This window comes from Streptomyces diversicolor, from assembly GCF_057537855.1.
Genome location: NZ_BAAJXA010000010.1, coordinates 226,117 through 243,898, shown reverse-complemented (window position 1 = coordinate 243,898; position 17,782 = coordinate 226,117). Strand labels below are relative to the sequence as shown.

At 71.5% G+C, this 17,782-nt stretch carries 15 protein-coding genes and 2 pseudogenes; 9 read left to right on the top strand and 8 right to left on the bottom strand.

What is annotated here, in order from left to right; all coding sequences use genetic code 11:
- Positions 1 to 228: 228 nt before the first annotated feature.
- The 3 genes from AC27LF_RS14750 to AC27LF_RS14740 are packed head-to-tail and all read left to right on the top strand — an operon-like array spanning position 229 to position 3,046.
- The gene (locus tag AC27LF_RS14750; protein WP_351733724.1) at positions 229 to 438 is read left to right on the top strand and encodes a ferredoxin; all 210 of its coding nucleotides are present in this window, start codon (positions 229 to 231) and stop codon (positions 436 to 438) included.
- Positions 428 to 1,798 carry an NAD(P)/FAD-dependent oxidoreductase gene (locus AC27LF_RS14745; protein ID WP_479659573.1) on the top strand — a complete coding sequence of 457 codons (1,371 nt, stop codon included), beginning with the start codon at positions 428 to 430 and terminating at the stop codon, positions 1,796 to 1,798. Before AC27LF_RS14750 ends, AC27LF_RS14745 begins: the two co-directional genes overlap by 11 nt.
- Before the next feature lie 33 nt (positions 1,799 to 1,831).
- A complete protein-coding gene (locus tag AC27LF_RS14740) occupies positions 1,832 to 3,046 on the top strand; it encodes a cytochrome P450 (protein WP_479659574.1) in 1,215 nt (404 codons plus the stop codon).
- A gap of 328 nt (positions 3,047 to 3,374) precedes the next feature.
- Here the strand turns inward: AC27LF_RS14740 and AC27LF_RS14735 are convergent, their stop codons facing one another.
- The 5 genes and pseudogenes from AC27LF_RS14735 to AC27LF_RS14715 form a co-directional block, all read right to left on the bottom strand.
- The gene (locus tag AC27LF_RS14735) at positions 3,375 to 3,869 is read right to left on the bottom strand and encodes an NUDIX domain-containing protein (protein ID WP_479659575.1); all 495 of its coding nucleotides are present in this window, start codon (positions 3,867 to 3,869) and stop codon (positions 3,375 to 3,377) included.
- A gap of 130 nt (positions 3,870 to 3,999) precedes the next feature.
- Positions 4,000 to 4,503, bottom strand: a pseudogene (locus AC27LF_RS14730) (ADP-ribosylglycohydrolase family protein); the annotation flags it as partial.
- A gap of 299 nt (positions 4,504 to 4,802) precedes the next feature.
- Positions 4,803 to 5,233 (bottom strand): annotated as a pseudogene (locus AC27LF_RS14725) (transposase); the annotation flags it as partial.
- 195 nt (positions 5,234 to 5,428) lie between these two features.
- Positions 5,429 to 6,532 carry an NADH:flavin oxidoreductase/NADH oxidase gene (locus AC27LF_RS14720; protein ID WP_479659576.1) on the bottom strand — a complete coding sequence of 368 codons (1,104 nt, stop codon included), beginning with the start codon at positions 6,530 to 6,532 and terminating at the stop codon, positions 5,429 to 5,431.
- Between the two features lie 107 nt (positions 6,533 to 6,639).
- On the bottom strand, positions 6,640 to 8,100 hold the full coding sequence (locus AC27LF_RS14715) for an APC family permease (protein ID WP_479659577.1): 1,461 nt from the start codon (positions 8,098 to 8,100) through the stop codon (positions 6,640 to 6,642).
- A gap of 244 nt (positions 8,101 to 8,344) precedes the next feature.
- Here AC27LF_RS14715 and AC27LF_RS14710 point away from each other — a divergent pair, with 244 nt between their 5' ends.
- Genes AC27LF_RS14710 through AC27LF_RS14695 form a run of 4 tightly spaced genes read left to right on the top strand, consistent with a single transcriptional unit; the run spans position 8,345 to position 11,986 of the window.
- On the top strand, positions 8,345 to 9,157 hold the full coding sequence (locus AC27LF_RS14710; RefSeq protein ID WP_479659578.1) for a polysaccharide deacetylase family protein: 813 nt from the start codon (positions 8,345 to 8,347) through the stop codon (positions 9,155 to 9,157).
- Positions 9,154 to 9,999, top strand: a complete 846-nt coding sequence (locus AC27LF_RS14705; RefSeq protein WP_479659579.1) for an SDR family NAD(P)-dependent oxidoreductase — start codon at positions 9,154 to 9,156, stop codon at positions 9,997 to 9,999. Before AC27LF_RS14710 ends, AC27LF_RS14705 begins: the two co-directional genes overlap by 4 nt.
- Entirely contained in the window at positions 9,996 to 10,754 is a 759-nt protein-coding gene (locus tag AC27LF_RS14700) for an SDR family NAD(P)-dependent oxidoreductase (protein ID WP_479659580.1), read from the top strand. Before AC27LF_RS14705 ends, AC27LF_RS14700 begins: the two co-directional genes overlap by 4 nt.
- Positions 10,751 to 11,986, top strand: coding sequence for a C45 family autoproteolytic acyltransferase/hydrolase (locus AC27LF_RS14695; protein WP_479659581.1), 1,236 nt, complete (start codon positions 10,751 to 10,753; stop codon positions 11,984 to 11,986). Before AC27LF_RS14700 ends, AC27LF_RS14695 begins: the two co-directional genes overlap by 4 nt.
- Here AC27LF_RS14695 and AC27LF_RS14690 read toward each other — a convergent pair.
- Complete coding sequence (locus AC27LF_RS14690) at positions 11,959 to 13,638, bottom strand: ABC transporter substrate-binding protein (protein ID WP_479659582.1); 1,680 nt, start codon at positions 13,636 to 13,638, stop codon at positions 11,959 to 11,961. The genes AC27LF_RS14695 and AC27LF_RS14690 overlap by 28 nt on opposite strands.
- Positions 13,639 to 14,517: 879 nt before the next feature.
- Here AC27LF_RS14690 and AC27LF_RS14685 point away from each other — a divergent pair.
- Entirely contained in the window at positions 14,518 to 15,165 is a 648-nt protein-coding gene (locus AC27LF_RS14685; RefSeq protein WP_487227800.1) for a GlxA family transcriptional regulator, read from the top strand.
- A gap of 128 nt (positions 15,166 to 15,293) precedes the next feature.
- Complete coding sequence (locus AC27LF_RS14680; protein ID WP_479659656.1) at positions 15,294 to 15,728, top strand: hypothetical protein; 435 nt, start codon at positions 15,294 to 15,296, stop codon at positions 15,726 to 15,728.
- Between the two features lie 328 nt (positions 15,729 to 16,056).
- Here the strand turns inward: AC27LF_RS14680 and AC27LF_RS14675 are convergent, their stop codons facing one another.
- Together AC27LF_RS14675 and AC27LF_RS14670 are read right to left on the bottom strand one after the other, a co-directional pair.
- Positions 16,057 to 17,487: a DHA2 family efflux MFS transporter permease subunit gene (locus tag AC27LF_RS14675; protein WP_479659584.1), complete on the bottom strand. Its 1,431-nt coding sequence runs from the start codon at positions 17,485 to 17,487 to the stop codon at positions 16,057 to 16,059.
- A complete protein-coding gene (locus AC27LF_RS14670; RefSeq protein ID WP_479659585.1) occupies positions 17,471 to 17,641 on the bottom strand; it encodes a hypothetical protein in 171 nt (56 codons plus the stop codon). The genes AC27LF_RS14675 and AC27LF_RS14670 overlap by 17 nt, the downstream gene beginning before the upstream one ends.
- Between the last annotated feature and the right edge of the window lie 141 nt (positions 17,642 to 17,782).

Sequence of the window (17,782 nt, the reverse complement as noted above, 5' to 3'; positions counted from 1 at the left end):
CGGGCGCTGCCACCAGCAACCATGCCACCCCGCACGGGGCGGCTGCCCGCCGTGGGGCGAGATGCCGGTGGTCGAGTGCGGAGCGAACGGACATCGGTGCGGCGGCCGTTTTGCCGCACCGGCAGGACGGGCCCGCGGGGCCGGACGGTTCCAGTCCCGGCGAGCGCTCGGTGCCCGCCGGGACTACAAAGGAATGAGGGGCCGGCGTGCCGGAGGGAGTGACCAGCGATGCAGATCGTGGTGGACCTCACCCGTTGCCAGGGCTATGCGCAGTGCGTCTTCCTCGCCCCGGAGGTGTTCACGCTGCACGACGAGGAGGCGCTGCTGTACCACCCGGCCGTTCCCGAAGGGCAACGCGAACGCGCCCGTCAGGCAGCGGCGGCCTGTCCCGTGCAGGCCATCCTGCTGGGCGAGGAGGTGAACCCCGGTGCCCGCTGATCTGCTGCGGAGCAGGATCGTCGTCGTCGGCGCGTCGCTGGCCGGGCTGCGGGCCGCGGAGACGCTGCGCGAGGAGGGCTTCACCGGCCCGCTGACCGTCGTCGGGGACGAGCCCCATCCGCCCTACGACCGGCCCCCGCTGTCCAAACAGGTCCTGTTCGGCAAGGTTCCGGCCCACTCCACCGGGCTGCCCATGCGCCGCGATCCCCAGGCCGAGTGGCGGCTCGGAGTGCCCGCCACCGGGCTGGACATGGCCGGCAAACGGGTGCTGCTGGCCGACGGTGAGTCACTGCCGTACGACAGGGTGCTGATCGCCACCGGAACGCGGGCCAGGCCGTGGCCCCATCCGCAGGAGGCGGCCCTGGACGGCGTCTTCACGCTGCGTACCAGCGACGACGCGGAACAGCTGGCGGAGCGGCTGAACGCGGGACCGCGCCGGGTCCTGGTGATCGGCGGGGGCTTCACCGGCTCCGAGATCGCCTCGGCCTGCCGGGAGCGGGGCATCGCGGTCACCGTCACCGAACGCGGACCGGCACCGCTGGTGGGCGCGCTCGGCGGGACGCTGGCCAAGCTCGCCGCCGCCATGCAGCGCAACCACGGCGTGGACCTGCGCTGCGGGGTCACCGTCACCGCGCTGCGCGGCGAGCGCCACTTCACCGGCGCCGACCTCTCCGACGGCAGCCACGTCGACGCGGACGTGTGCGTCGTCGCCATGGGGGCGGTCCGCAACGTCGAATGGCTCGCCCAGTCCGGGCTGGCCGCCGGGCCGCGCGGCATCGCCTGCGACGCCGGGTGCCGCGCCTTCACCATGTACGGGCTCGTCACCGACGACGTGTTCGTGGCCGGCGACGTCTCCCGCTTCCCGCACCCGCTCTTCGACTACCAGCTGCTCTCGCTTGAGCACTGGCGCAACGCGGTGGACCAGGCGGAGGTCGCCGCCCACAACATGGTCAGCCCGGAACCCGGGCGGCGCCCGCACCTGACGGTCCCCACCTTCTGGTCGAGCCAGTTCGGGCTCAACATCAAGTCCGTGGGCGTGCCCACCTTCTCCGACCAAGTGGTCATCGCCCAGGGCTCGTTGCAGGCACGCCGACTCGCGATGGTGTACGGCTTCCGGGGCCGGGTGACCGCCGCGGTCACCGTCGACATGGCCAAGTCCCTGGAGTACTACCGGAATCTGATCGAGACCGCCGCGCCGTTCCCGCCCCCGCCCGGCGCCTCCGACCGCCCGCCGGCCGCCGAGGTCCCGGTGCCCTCCGACGTGCCGGATCCGAGCGGCCTCTCCCACGGACCCACCGTCGCCCTCACCGGCCATCTGCCGGACCGCCGACTGGTCATGATGCGGCCCCCCACCCGGTGACCCGTCGCCCCGCCCGTCCACGAGGAGCCCCCCATGACCGCCGAGACCCTGCTGGAGCGGATCACCGACTACGCCAACCGCCCCGACCCGTGGCCGCTGTACGCGGAACTGCGGGAGGCCGGCCCCGTGGTGCGCCAGGCGGACGGCACTCACCTGGTCGGCACCTACCACGAGATCCTGGCCCTGCTGCACGACCCGCGGATCAGCGCGGACCGGCGCAGCCGCACCACCGGGGCGCCCGAGCCGGCCGGTGAGACACCGAAGCCGCCGTTCCTGCGGCTCGACGACCCCGAGCACCACCGGCTGCGCACCCTCGCCATGCGGCCGTTCGGCCCGCCGCACAGCCCGGCCCGCGTCGACGCCCTGCGCGGCGAGATCACCCGGATCACCAGGGAACTGACCGAGTCGCTTCGAGGCCGCCAACGGGTCGACATCGTCGACGACTTCGCCTACCCGCTGCCCGTCACCGTCATCTGCCGGCTGCTGGGCGTCCCGCGCAAGGACGAGCCGATGTTCCGCGAGTGGACCGACGTGCTCGTCGCCTCCGCCGACATCGGACCCGAGGAGGACACCCACCAGCCGGACAAGGCGGCCATGCAGGCCCGCCAGGAGATGGGCCACTATCTGCTCGACCTCGCCGACCAGCGCCGCGGCCGGCCGACCGGCGACCTGCTGTCCGCCTTCGTCAACGAACCCGACCCCGTGCAGCGGCTGACCCCCGACGAACTGGCGTCGACCGCCGTGCTGCTGCTCATCGCCGGACACGAGACCACCGTCAACCTCATCACCAACGGCGTCCTCACCCTGCTGCGCCGGCCCGGCCAACTCGACGTGCTGCGCAGCGATCCGGGCCTGCTGCCGCGCACGGTGGAGGAACTGCTGCGCTACGAGCCCCCGGTCCACATGCGCGAGCGCATCCCGCTCGCCGACGTGGACATCGCGGGCACCACCCTGCCCAAGGGCACCCCGGTGGTGCTCGCGATGGCATCGGGCAACCGCGACCCGCTGCGCTTCCCCGACCCCGACCGGTTCGACCCCACCCGCCCCGACAACGAACACCTCGGCTTCGGCAGCGGCGTCCACCTGTGCTACGGTGCCCCGCTCGCCCGTATCGAGGCGCAGACCGCGCTGGCCGCGCTCCTGCCCCTGCTCGGCAGCGCGACCCTGGTGCAGGACCCGCCGCCCTACCGGACCAACGCCATGCTCCGCGGTCCCCGCCATCTTCCTCTGGAGATCGCCCCGGACTGACGACAGCCCGCACCGGACAGCCGACGACGGCAACGGGGGCGCCCGCCGCGGGGTGCCATGCCGGCAGCCGGCCGCGGGCGCGTCGTGGCTGGTCGCGCAGTTCCCCGCGCCCTTCTGAGGTGCCGCCCCCTTCATGGGTGCCGCATGCCGATCTCGGTGGTCGGCTGCGGGAGCGTCGTGGCTGGTCGCGCAGTTCCCCGCGCCCCCCTGCGGTGCCGCCCCCTTCATGGGTGCCGCGTGCCTGCCGAGCCCGGCAGTCGGCTGCGGGTGTGTTGTGGCTGGGCGCGCAGTTCCTCGCGCCCCTTTGGCGTGCCGTTTGCTGACGGGGTCAGCTCACCCGGTGGCCGTTTTCCAGTTCGGCCGTGCCTGTGCCGTCGGCGAGCACGTCCAGTGCGACCAGGACGCGGCGGCCCAGGGCGCCGTCAAGACGGTCGGCCAGTTCCCCGCGGGGGACCAGCCGCCACGACAGCAACTCCTCCTCCTGGAGCCGGATCGAGCCGAGGTCGTCCGCGGACAGGACACCGCCGTCGTACAGGTAGGCGACCAGCGGCGGACGTCCCGTGCCGTGCACCCAGTCCACGGCGAGCAACCGGCCCGGCGTGACGTCGAGACCGATCTCCTCGGCCGTCTCCCGGCGCGCACCCTGGCGTGGCGTCTCGCCGTCGTCGGACTCGACCGTGCCGCCCGGAAGCGCCCAGCCCGGACGGTAGTTGGGCTCGACGAGCAGCACACGCCCCTCGGCGTCGCGGAACAGGACGGCGGCCCCGGCGAGCACCCGGGGCAGGCCCGCGATATATGTGGCGAAGTCTTGTGTGGTGGCCATCCCCGAAGCGTAACCAGCCCGCCCGGCGGCTCCTCGGCCGCGCTCACCGCCGCAGCGAGGGAACTGCGCGACCAGCCACAACGGTGCCGCAGACGACCGACGGCATATCGCGGCATTTCCAGCGGAGCGCTTAGGCCGCCGAAGCGGCCAGCCGGAGGGTGCGTTCGGCGAGGTCGGTGATGCTCGCCCCGTCGAAGCCGAATACCGCGCTGCGGACGGTGTCCTCCAGCGGGTCCTTCCAGTGGTCCGGGATGGCCGCCGCACCGGTCAGGACGCCCGCCACCGAACCGGCGGTCGCGCCGTTGGAGTCGGTGTCCAGGCCGCCGCGTACCGTGAGCGCGATGGTGCGGGTGAAGTCGCCCTCGCCGTACAGGAGTCCGGCGGTGAGCACGGCCACGTTCGGGACCGTGTGGATCCAGCCGAGCCCCGCGGTCTCCCGTGCCACCGTGGACAGGGTGTCCTCCCAGGACATGCGGGTCTCGTGGAGCGAGACGACCCGGCGCACGGTACGGGCCAGCCGGCTGCTCGCCGGGATCACGGCGAGCGCGTCATCGACCGCGTGCCGCACGGTCGGCGCCGTGAACGCCGCGGAGATCAGCGCCGCCGCCCACATGGCGCCGTACACGCTAAAACCCCGTTCTCAGCGCTCGTCGGTCAGAACCCTGATTCGGGACCGCAGGGGCAGTCCTGCTGGCTCCGCCCGTGTCCACACCCGCTCAAGCCGCTTGAATACGTGCTGCTGGACATCACCGACAGCGGCGATGAGTTCCTTGCGTGAGGGTCCGTCAGCTTGCCACGGGCGCTTTCGGCTCACTCGGGGGCGGTCATTTCTGCGGGTGGGCAGGCTGGTGGCCCTCACAGTCGCGTCGGGTGTGCGCCGGGTTCCACGGCTCCGGTGGGCTCGTGCTGCTCGCAGGGATGGGAAGTTGCCGGTCAGCCTGGGTTCGGGAGGGCGTGGAGCCGGTCCAGAGCGTCGGTGATCACGTCGGTCCAGGGCCAGTGCTTGGCGAAGCGGAGGATGCGGCGTCGGCCGGTCGTGACGAGCTGCCCGGCGGCAGAGAAAAGGCGAAGTTGCAGGCGGCGGGGCTCCCACCGGCGGGCTTGGCCGGTGAGGGCGAGCATCGGCATCCAGGCCAGCAGGTCGAGGGCGATCTGGATGATCTCCAGCCAGACCTGGTTCTGTGCGGCGTCGTGGAGGGGGAGGTTGCGCAGGCCGGTGGCCCGTGCGGCGCGGATGCGGTCTCGGCGCGGGCCCGCTGGCGGTGCCGCAGTTCCAGCTCCGCGATCGGGGTGTGCTGGGTGTTGGTGGCGAAGGTCAGGCGCATGCCGTCGGCGTCGGTGAAACGCAACTGGGCGCCGGGGTGTAGACACCCTGGTGGGCAAACGGTTCTTCCTGGACGAAGCCGGGATCGAGCACTCGGTCGTCTTTGAGGAAGACTCAGGCACCTCCAGCCGCCTCCACCCGCTCCAGCGCCCGAAGTTCGGCGCACTCCTCGCCTACGCGCGGCCGGGCGACACCGTGCACAAGGACGCCGTTCGGCGGCGCGGGAAGCCGCCTGCTACGGGGCCGCCAGGTATTGCACCGGCGTGGTCACCTCGCCGCCCAGCTCACGGGCCGCCCGGCGCGGCCAGTAGGGGTCGCGGAGCAGTTCCCGGCCGAGCAGCACGGCGTCCGCCCGCCCGCCGGCGACGATGGCCTCGGCCTGGCGCGGCGCGGTGATCCGGCCGACCGCGGCGACCGGGATGCCGGCCTCGGTGCGCGCCCGCTCGGCGTACGGCACCTGGTAGTCGGGGGAGTCGGAGATGTCCGCGTCGGGGAGGTTGCCGCCGGTGGACACGTCGAGCAGATCCGCCCCGTGGGCGCGCAGCTCCCGCGCCAGACGCACGGTGTCGTCCGCCGTCCACCCCGGCTCCGGTCGGCCGCTCTCCTGGAGCCAGTCGGTCGCCGAGACCCGGAAGAGCACGGGCAGGTGCTCCGGCCACACCGCGCGCACGGCGTCCAACACCACCAGGGCGAACCTGGCGCGGTTGTCGAACGAGCCGCCGTATGCGTCGGTGCGGTGGTTGCTGACAGGGGAGAGGAACTGGTGGAGGAGGTAGCCGTGGGCGCCGTGGATCTCCACGACCTCGAACCCGGCGTCCAGCGCCCTGCGGGCCGCGTCGGCGAATGCCTCCACCAGTGCCTTGATCTCCGGCATGCTCAGTTCCCGGGGCACGGTCGACGCGTCGTCGAAGGCGATCGGGCTCGGGGCGACCGGGGTCCAGCCGTGGCCGTGGCCCGGTGGGATGGGGGCGCCGTCGTCGACCCAGGTGCGTTCGGTGGACGCCTTGCGGCCGGCGTGTCCGAGCTGGATGCCGGGCACCGTGCCCTGGGCCTTGAGGAAGGCGGTGATCCGGCGGAACGCCCGGGTCTGCTCGTCGTTCCAGAGACCGAGGTCGTAGGGGGTGATCCGGCCCTCGGGCGTCACCGCCGTGGCCTCGGTGAGGATCAGCCCGGCCCCGCCGGCGGCCCGGGAGGCGAGGTGCGCGAAGTGCCAGTCGTCCGGGGCGCCGGTTCCGGGGCCCTCGGGTGCCGCGCTGTACTGGCACATCGATGCCATCCAGATCCGGTTGGGAATCGTGAGGGAACGCAGAGTGAGCGGGTCGAACAGGCTGTTGCTCATGGGCGTGCGGTGTTCCGTTCCAGGAAGGGGCGTAAGGGATCACGCGACGTACAGGATCAGGCGACGTACGGGGGCATGTGGCGTAGGGGATCAAGTGGCGTTCGGGATCAGGTGAGTGGGCCCTTGCGGTCCGCGCGCAGGGCGTGCGCAGTGACCCCGGCGGGTGCGCCGGCGCCCGTGCCGCCGACGGTGTCGGCACCGGCCTCACCCTCCGCGTCGATCTCGCCCTCGTCCATCCGCAGTTCCGGCGGCCTGCGGGTGAAGCCCCGGGTGATCACGGCCAGCAGGACGATGCCCGCCGCCATCCAGATCAGGCCCACCGTGAACGTCGTACCGGTCAGGCTGGTCCACAGCCAGACCGTGCTGAGGAAGCCGAGCGTCGGCAGCAGGCCGTCCAGGAGCCAGGACAGCGGCGTGATGTGGCCGCGACGGTACAGACAGTGCTTGATCACGCTGAGGTTGACCATGGAGAACGCGGCCAGGGCGCCGAAGTTGACCATGACCACCGCGTCGTTCAGGCTCAGCACCGCCGACAGCACGGCCACCAGCGACACCAGCACCAGCGGCCCCACGGGGGTGCGGAAGCGCGGGTGCAGATTGCCGAACGGGCGGCGCGGCAGCACACCGTCACGCCCCATGGAGAAGATGATCCGGGCGACGCTGGCCTGCGAGACCATCGCGGACCCGAAGCAGTTCAGCACGTAGATGAAGGTGAACGCGGTGCCAAGGGCCGCGCCGCCGACCGAGTTCATCAGCTCGGCACCCGCGGAGTCGGGGTCGGCGAAGCCGCCGCCCGGCCGCACCAACTCGCCGAGCCAGGCCATCAGCACAAACAGCAGACCGCCGATCACCGTGGTCAGCAGGATGCCCAGAGGCACGGTCCGCCGGGGATCATGGGCCTCCTCGGCGAGCGTCGACACCGCGTCGAAGCCCAGGAAGCCCAGTGCGAGGATCGCCGCGCCCCCGGTGAGCAGCGACCACTGGCCCGACCCCGGCACAAAGGAGTCGAACATCTGGCCAGGAGAGGCCTGGGTCTTTGTGCCGGCCAGGAGGATGAAAAGGAACAGCAGGACCGCCGTGGCTCCCATGATGACCGCGGTCACCCGGCTCATGAATTTCACACCGAGGATATTGAAGGCAAGGACGATCAGTAGAAGTCCGATACTCCACACCTGCTGGGGAATCGCCGGGAACTGCGCGTGCAAATAAATTCCGGCGAGCAGGAAAGAAATCATCGGCAGGAAAAGATAGTCGAGCATCAGGGCCCAGCCGGTGAGAAATCCTACGTGCCCACCGAAGGCTCGTTGCGCGTATTTGTAGGCCGATCCCGCCTCCGGGAAGGCGCGGACCATACGGCCGTAGCTGTGCGCCGTCAGCAGCATGACCGCGAGGGCCAGCACATAGGCCGCCGGGAGGTGGCCGCGGGTCTGCTCGTCGACGATCCCGTAGGTGGTGAAGACCGCCACCGGGGACATGTAGGTCAGGCCGAACAGGACGATCGCGGGAAGCCGCAGGACTCGTGTGAGCTGAGCCTGAGGCTGCTGATTCGTGGATGGGGACACCGGCATGGTCGCTCTCCGTCGCCGTTGCTTCAACGGGGGTTCATGGGGATGTCCGTAGGGTGGCAAATCCCGCACCGGAGCCATATACGTATCTTTACGTACGCCTCCTGCAGGCGTTTTCCTCCCGGTCGTGTGCCGGACGGACCGCGACCGCCCGTACGTAAGATTACGGAGTTCCCGCAACCGGCCCGAGCATTAGTGTGTTCCTCGGATCTGCACGCGATTCACGCAGAGCGAGAGGAATTTTCTTATGTGGCCGCCTGGCAGCCGCGCCGCGATGGCGCTGACCGTCGATTTCGACGCTGAGGAGATGTGGCTCGCCGAAGACCCGGCCAACGCGGCACGGCCCGGAGTGCTGTCCCAGGCCCGGTACGGCGTGGAACGGGCGCTACCGGAAATTCTCGGCATACTGTCCCGCCTGGATGTGCCGGCGACGTTCTTCGTCTGCGGAGGCGACGCGGAACGTCACCCGCGCGCGGTGGAGTCCATCGTCGCACGGGGCCATGAACTGGGACACCACGGGTTCACGCACCGCTCCCCGCACCTGATGAGCCGTGACGAGGAGGCCGACGAGCTGGGTCGCGGACTGGACGTGCTGCGCCGCTTCGCTCCCCGGATCCGCGGCTACCGGTCACCCTCCTGGGACACCAGCCCGAACACCCTGGACCTGTTGGTCGAACAGGGGCTCGACTACGCCTCCAACCTGATGGACGCGACCGCGCCCTACCGGCACCCGGCGCACCACATCGTCGAGCTGCCGGTGCACTGGACCCTCGACGACGCCCCACACTTCTGGTTCGACACCTCCAGCTGGGACCGGACGATCCGCTCCGCCCGCGAGGTCGCCGAGCTGTGGCAGGAGGAGTGCGACGCCGTCCACGACCAGGGCGGACTCGCCGTCCTGACCGTCCATCCGCAGATCATCGGCCGGCCCGGACGACTGCGCATGCTGGAACGCTTCCTGGCGGCGCTGCGCGCCGACGACGGGATCTGGTTCGCGCGCGGCGCCGAGATCGCCGACCGCGCCCACGCCGCCACCCCGGCCCCGGCGGAGACCTCATGACCGGCCGCGACGTCCGGACCGACGACAACGACGGCACGATCGCCGGGGCGGCCCCGGTCCGTTCGGCGGCGCACCCGCGCGGCCGGACCGCCGTGGTCACCGGCGCGGCGCGCGGCATCGGCCACGCCACCGCCCGCAGGCTGGTCGCCGAGGGCTGGTGGGTCGTCCTCGCCGACCTCGGCGCCGACGTCGTGGACGCGGCCCGCACCCTCGACCCCTCCGGCCGGTACGCCACCGGGGTCATCGCCGACGTCTCCCGCCCCGAGGACGCCGAGCGGCTGGCCGCCGTCGTCGCCTCGGTCTACAACGGCGCCGACGCCCTGGTCGCCAACGCGGCAGTCGGCGGCCCCGAGGCCGCGCTGCTCGACACCCCCGACGCCGAGATCCGGCAGGTCCTCGACATCAACTTCTTCGGCGTCCTGAACTGCGTTCGTGCCCTGCGGACACAGCTGGAGCGTGGACCGCGTCCCGGCCGGATCGTCGTCCTGGCCTCGCTGTTCGCCCAGGTCGCCACCGCGGGCGCCGGCGCATACAGCGCATCCAAGGCCGCCGCGCACTCTCTGATGCGCACCCTCGCCGTCGAGATGGCCCCGCACTGCACGGTCAACGCCGTCGCCCCCGGCTACATCATGACCGAGATGCACCGTGAGGAGATCGGCAACCGGGCCCGCCGCAGTGGACACACCTTCGACGAGGAACGCTCCGTCCTGGCCGCCTGCGTGCCCCTCGGCAGGCACGGCACCGGAGAGGACGTCGCCGACGCGATCCGCTACCTGCTCGACGGGGCCGACTACATCACCGGCCACACCGTCAACGTCAACGGAGGGCTCTACACCTCATGACCGACACCCACGCCGCCCCGCCGCACCCCCGGCGGCTGGTGGTCACCGGCTCCGGGTCCGGGATCGGCCGGGCCACCGCCCTGCTCGCCGCCCGCACCGGCTGGTCCGTCGCCGGCCTCGACCTGACCGGACCCGAACGGCCCTGCACCCGGGACGGTGTGCGTACTGTCCGCTGCGACGTCACCGACGAGACATCGGTTGAGGCCGCCTTCGCCGTCGCCGACGACCTGTGGGAGGGCATGGCGCCCACCGCCGTCGTGCACTGCGCGGGCGTCTACCGTTTCAAGCCCGCCGTGCGCACTACCGCCGCCGACTGGGACGCCGTGCTCGGCATCAACGCGCGAGGCTCCCTGCTCGTCGCCGCCGCGGCCGGCCGCCGGATGACCGCCGCTCCCGGACCGGGCAGCGTGGTCCTGCTGTCGAGCATCGGCGCGGTGCGCGGCGACGCGAGCGAGCCGAGTGCCGCCTACAGTGCCAGCAAAGGCGCCGTCGTCTCCCTCACCCGGCAGCTCGCGGTCGAATGGGGACCCGACGAGGTCCGCTGCAACGCCGTCCTGCCCGGAGTCATCGACACCCCGATGACCACCGTCACCCAGGACCCGGACGCCTTCCGTGAGGTCGTGCGCCGTATCCCCGTCGGACGCACCGGGACGGCCGAGGAGGTGGCACGGCTGTGCCTCTTCCTCGCCTCCGACGCCGCCTCCTTCGTCAACGGAACGGCCGTCCCCGTGGACGGAGGCCAGAGCGCCGCATGAACACGCCCCTGGCCGACACCTCGGCCGCGCCCCCGCTCCCCCCGACCGTCCGCGTCCACGGCGGCCCTGCCGAGCGAGGACGGCAGTACGGGAGGGCAGCGGCCGGACGCGTACAGCTCTCGCTCGCCCACTACGAACGTGTCTACGCCACCTTCGCCGGTTTCACCTGGCGGGAAGCGGCCGACCTCGCCGAACGGTTCGTCCCGGTGATCGACGCCTTCGCCCCCCGGCTGCTGGAGGAGATCCAGGGCGTCGCCGACGGCGCGGGCGCCCGGTTCGCCGACATTCTGGCTCTCAACCTGCGCACTGAGATCCTCTTCTCCGGCAAGGCCCGCAAACTCGCGGCCGACGGCACCGGCTCCGATTCGGGTCTCCCGGGGCGCGGCGAGTGCACCTCCTTCTGCGACCTGCGCGGTCCGCGCACCCTGGCCGGCCAGAACTGGGACTGGATCCCCTTCGCCCACGGCACCATCGTCGTCCTGGAGGCGGTGCCCAGCACCGGCCCGCGCTGGGTGTCGGTGGTGGAGGCGGGCCTGCTGGCCAAGTTCGGTGTGAACGCGGCCGGCCTGACCGTCCTCACCAACGCCCTGGTCACCTCGATCGACCGGGGCGAGCCGGGCATGCCGTACCACCTGCTGCTGCGGGCCCTGCTGGACGCCGGATCCGTCAGGGAGGGCGAGGAACTGCTGCGCGCCGCTCCCCGGGCCTCCTCGGCCAACTACCTGCTGGTCCAGGCGGGCCGGGGCATCGATGTGGAGGCCAGGCCGGGCGGACCGGAGGCGATCGGCGTACGACGGGCCGGGCCGGGCGGACTGCTCGTCCACGCCAACCACTTCGACGCCCTCGACCCGGCCGACGCCCTCGACCACGGCCCCCGGGTGATGCAGGACACCGTGTTCCGCCGGGAGCGGGCGCTGGAACTGGCCGCCTCGACCCCCGAGCCGTCGGTGGCCGGCTGGCACCGGATCCTCGCCGACCACGCGGGACACCCGGACTCCCTGTGCTGTCATCCGAACCCGCGCGACGCAGAACTGGACCGCGGCTCCACGGTGGCCAGCGTGATCGTGGAACCGGAGGACGCGGTGTTGCACCTCGCCCTCGGGCATCCCTGCTCCACACCCCGCCGGGTCCTGGACTGCCGTGGCTTCTTCGCCGGCACGGGGGACCGGGTGCCCGTCCCGGCGGAGACCGCGGCGACGCCCGCTCAGGCGGACAGCGGCACCGACTCCTGACGGCTGCCGGACATCCGGTAGGTGAGGGTCGGCTGCGCCAGGCCGAGGTCGGTGGAGTCGTAGGGGAAACCGGCCGCGAACTGCCCGGGAGAGGCGAACAGATACGTCCCGTTCACGCCCCGGTACGCCTCCGACCGCAGATACTCACCGATCACCGCCGGACGCAGCGACCCGGTCACGGACACCGCCGTATGCAGCATCCGTACCTGGTCGTAGGCGGCGCTGGCCTGGGTCCACCCCGGCGGGACACCGAACTGCCGGGTGTACGCCTCGGCGAACCGCTGACCGAGCGCGTCGTCGGACCGCCCGGTCACCGTGGACCAGGTGAGTCCGCCGCCCCCAGGCTCCAGATATCGGGCGAACCCCGGCAAGGACGGGGTGTAGATGTGGTACGACTCCTGCCCCGGACGGGCCCGGGTGAGGGCGTTCTGCACCTGGGCGGCGGTCTCCGGGGACACGTGTGACACCACCACCAGGTCCGCTCCGTCCCCGAGCGCCTCCGCCGCCACCGCGTCGGCGTCCCGCACCGACAAACCCACCCGGGCGACCGCGGTGACCGCCCAGCCCACCTCGCTCACCCGGGCGCTGAAGCCGGCGCCGGTGATCGAACAGCCGTAACCGTCCAGCTCGATCACCGCCAGCCGGCCCCGCCCGCACCGCCCCGCCGTGTGCGCGCGCAGATGCGCGATCAGCGCGGCCTGGTAGGCGTTCTCGGACGGGCAGCTCTGGAAGACGTGCCGGTAGCGCGCGGGCGCCGACCGGACGGCGTCCACACTGTGCGTCCAGGAGTTGGTGTGCAGGAAAATCCGCCCGTAGTCCGCCGCGAAGTCGAACACCGCCGGGCTGAACGCGCTGGCGTAACTGCTGGTGATCGCGTCGACGTCCTGCTCGACCAGCATCGCCAGCCCCGCCCGTACGGACACCTCCGACAGCGGGTCGATGGCCACCATCACGTGTTCCACCGGCCGGCCCCCTTCCCAGGCCGGCGCATTGACGTCCCGCACTGCGAGCGACGCGCCCCGGATGGTCTCCTCGCCGTCGACGGCGAACGCGCCGCCGAGCGCGATGGTGCCCACCCGCAGCGGACGCCGGCCGCCGTTCACCCGGCGTAGCCCCGAGGGGCGCGACGGCTCGTCGGCGGCCAGCCGTTCCAGGTCGAGCACCCTGATCCCGGACCCGCGGTCCACCCCACCGGGCAGCGGCAGCCGCACCAGCTCACGGTCGACGGCCATCGCGCCGAGCCCGGCCCTCGACTCCTGCCCCGTCTTCCTCAGCAGCCGCTCCACCTGAGTGGTCACCGTTCGCACACTGGTGCCGAGCCGGCTGGAGATCTCCCGGTTGGACAACCCCAGCGCGACCAGCGACACCACGTCCACCTCCCGGGCCGTCAGCCCGGCCGGCGGACCGTCCAGCAGAAGGAGGGCGACCGTGACGGTCGGCCCGCGCCGGATCCGGCAGCGCGCCCACCGGCCGTTGCCGTACCACAGGAACGAGACCGACTCCAGGTCCGACCGCTCGAACGCGGCGATCCGGCGGAGCAGTTCGGGGTCGTGGACGGCGGAACCGGTCGGTTCGCGCACCGGGCCGGAGGCGAGTTCCCAGGTCTCCTCGGCCACCGGCCGGGATCCGTCCGTCGGGCGGTGCACTGACATCGGCTTCTCCCTTCGCCGGGCGCCGTTCCCCTGGAACAAACCGGACACCACTTCGCTGCGTGAAGTATGCATTCAACCAGGAACCGGACGACAGGGGCGTCGGGTGGGAAAATCACGCGGTACGACGGCCCCCGTCGGCACCACAGGCAGCGGACCGGGCGCCTGCTCATCCGGTGTGACCATCGCCCGCGGCAACATGGACGGTCGGGACGGTGATCTGCCGGTCGTCGCCACCGCCGTAGCCGACCGGGCCCGGCGGCGCACTGATTCCGTTCGCTTCTGTGTGTTTCCGGTGTGCCGCCGACCGGCGTCGTCGCTGCCTGGCGGAAAAGGGGCGTCCTCGGTCGGCTCGATGGCCTCCTGCGCCGGCTGGTGCGCGGGATGCCGAGCCGAGTGTCTGTGTCCTGGATGCCGGGAGCGCCGGGATCTCGGCCGATGCGGATCACCGCGGTCGGCGCTTCCGACAACGCCGGCGGCAGGCATGTGCTGTCGCGTATCGCCGTGCCCACGCCTGTGTGAGCGAGGTACGCGGGGTGGACCAGGTGTCGCGGGTGGGAGCCGGGTTCCTTCTTCTTGAGTGCCTGATCTGTCCGCTGCCCGGTGCTGAGGGGCCTCGTGGACGCTACCGGGCGCTGTCTACGGTGGTCGGGTGAGCGATGCGAGGAACGGGTGCACGGGGCGGGTGGTCGTGCTGGTGCTGCCCGAGGTGAATCTGCTGGATCTCGGTGGTCCGGTGCAGGTCTTCGATGCCGCCGCCCATCTGGGCGGCGGTTACCGGCTGGAGTATGCCGCTGAGACGGAGGGCCTGCGCTCTGCTCAGGGGCTGCTGCTGGCCGGGCTTTCGCCTCTGCCGACGACGCGGACGGGGCCGGGGGATCTGTGGTGTGCAGCGGTGCTGCCGTCCTGGGGGAGGCGGGGCTGCTGGACGGCCGGGCATGTACCACCCACTGGTCGCTCACCGCGGCCATGCGCGCGCGGTATCCGAGGGCCCGGGTGCGCGAGGCCGCGCTGTACGTGCATGACGGGAGGGTCAGCACGAGCGCGGGTATCTCTTCGGGGATCGATCTTGCGCTGTCTCTCGTCGAGCGTGACCGGGGTCCGGAACTGGCAGCAGGTGTCGCGCGTGAGCTGGTGCTGTATCTGCGCCGGGACGGCGGCTCGGCACAGATCAGCCCGTTCCTGCGCTACCGCGACCATGTCCAGCCAGCGGTGCACCGGGTGCAGGACCACCTCGCCCAGAACCTGGAGGCGGTTCTGACCCTGAATGAACTCGCGGTCATCGCCCGTCTGTCCCCGCGCGGCCTGAGCCGGGCCTTCACCACGGCCACCGGTATCACCCCGCTCGCCTACCAGCGGCGCTTGCGTCTGGAACGGGCCCGCACACTGCTGGCCGGCACCGATCTGACGGTGGAGGCGGTCGCCGCCCGCTGTGGCTTCCGCGACGCGCGGCACCTGCGCCGTCTGGTTGTCGATGCCTTCGGAGTCCCGCCCTCGCGATTGCGCACACCACTGCGGCCGACCGGCTGACGAGCGCGACCGCATCTGACGAAGGGCCGTATCCCGGTCCTTCACGTCCTTTGTTGCTGTCTTCTTCCTGTTCGTGGGCCATCGGTGCGCAGCGCTGCCGACATGTGCCCGGATTGATGAGGTATGTCTTGTCCGAGGTGAGCAAGGGCCGCCGGACGGCGCGCCGTGCCGGCTGGGTTCTGATGAGCGCGGCACTGTCCATGGCGTCGTTCGCAGGGATCGCCTTCGCCGGGGTGAACGCGTCCATGACGGACAGCTTCACCGCCGCCCCTGGGGAATCAGCTGCCCGGTCCTGGCCGGCTGCCCGGGAGGTGCCCCAGGGCCGCATCACGGTGGCGGTGGCGGTCAGCAACGAGGGCTCCGTGGCCACGGATGTCATGGCGCCCTATCAGGTGTTCGCCGAGTCGGGGAAGTTCTTCGTCTACACCGTTGCCGCCGAGCGCCGTGTGTCCCCGTTGTCCGGCGGAGCACACCTGCTGCCCGACCACACACTGGCCGAGTGGGAGGACGGCACGGTGCCGGAACCCGATGTCGTGGTCGTGCCCGTGAGGGTCCCCGGGTGATGAGGTCGCCGCGCAGGCTGCCGGTGTCGACCAGTTCCGCGCGCAGGGGGCGGGTGGCGTAGGGCGCGGCCGCGACCAGTGGGGCGTGCTGGTCCACTGCCAGTACAGGGCGGCTTTGCCGCAGTGGGCGCGGACCGCGATCAGGTCCATGGTGAGGGCCTCGTAGCCGACTTCGCGCGGAGCGTCGAGGCTGGCGGGGAGGAGCTCGAGCCCCGGTCGGGTGTCATGCGCGGACGGCGCACGCGTGCGGCCGTCGGGGTCCACAGTCGCCAGGCGGCCGAGCCGCTGAGCAACGAGGTAGGCGAGACGAGTTGTGGTGAGCTGGGTGTCAGTGGCCGGCATCGGCGGCCTCCTCGAGCTTGGACGCGTTGGCGCGGCGGCGGGCTTGGTGTTCAGTGCGGGCGAGCAGGATGGTGGGGACAGCGGCGGCGATCGTGATCGCGAGCACCCAGAGGAACGCGGTCCCGAATCCGCTGGCCTGCCCGGCGGGCGTTGGGTGGTGGCGAAGTTGGCCGTCGAGGATGACGGTGAGCACGGCGGTGCCGATCGCGCCGCCAACGCGTTGAAGGACGTTGAGTTGCGGGGTGGCGTCGGGGATCTTGTCCGGTGGCAGGGCGCGGTAGGAGGCGGTCATTGCCGGGATGATCGACAGGCCGAACCCGACGCCTCTGACGACCATGACGAGGCACAGCAGGGTGTAGGGGGTGGTGGCGGTCAGGAACACGAACGGGATGGTCGAGACCGCCAAGATGGCGGCGCCCGTGAAGGCGGTGATCCCGGCGCCGTAGCGGTCGGTGAGCGGTGCCGCGAGCAGTGCGCCGAGGCCGGTCGGTGCGAGCAAGAGCCCGGCGAGGATCACGTCCTCGCCGCGGACGGTCTGGAAGTACAGAGGCATGAGGATCATCCCGCCGTAATTCGCGGCGCCGAGTGCGAACGTGGCGACCGACGCGGCGGTGAACGCTCGGCTGGCGTACAGCCGGAGGTCGAGCAGCGGCCGCTTCGCCCGTAGGGCGTGCACGACGAAGCCGAACAGGGCGGCCAATCCGACCAGCAGCGCAACGATGGCAGCCGTGTCCAGCCCAGCCGCGGCGCCGATCTCTGCCAGGCCGTAGGTGATGCCCACGATCCCTGCGGATGCCAGGATCAGGCCGATCACATCCAGCCGTCGCGCGTCGCCTCCCTTTCCCTGGGGCAGGAGCCGCAGAGCGAGCACGCCACCGACGACGCCGAAGGGGACGTTGAGCCAGAAGATCGCCCGCCAGTCGATGCCTTGGATGAGCAGACCGCCGATGGTGGGTCCGAGCGTCGGGGTGAGCACGATCGGCACCGCGATCAGGCTCATCACTCGCCCCATCTGCGCCTTGGAGGACTGCGCGGTCCAGATCATCGTGCCGACCGGCATGATCGCCCCACCGCCGACGCCTTGCAGTGCCCGGGAGGCGATCAGCATTCCCACGCTCTGCGAGCACGCGCACAACACCGACCCGAGGGTGAACACCGCCAGCGCGGCGACATACAGCCGAGCGGCGCCGAACCGGCGGGCCGCCCAGCCTGTCACGGGGATGACCGCCGCGAGCGCGAGGAGGTAGGCGGTCACCACCCACTGCACCGTCCCCAGTCCGGCGCGCAAGTCGACCGAGAGGGTGTGCACGGCGACGTTGACGATCGTCGAATCCAGAAATGACAGCGATGCGCCGATCATCACCACCCCCACCGATCGGCGTAGAGCAGGCGAGAGCGGCTCAGTGGAGAGGGTCATGGAGACCCCCAACCGTGGTCGTCCTGCCTGCGCCGTTCGGGCCGAGTACCCCCAGCACCATTCCGGCTGGCACCCGCAGGCTCACCCCGGCCACCGCTTCGGTCGGTCCGTACCGCTTCACCAGGCCTTCGGCCTCGATCATCACGTCGTTCATCAGCCACACACTCCTCAGTTAGGCACCCCTAAGTTAAGCTGGCCGCTGTGCGCGCAGAGGCCAATCGATACCCCAAACCGGCCAACCTAGTGGGGCGGACCGCGAGCGGTTCGCCGGAGAAGTCCCGGCCAACGGGCACCA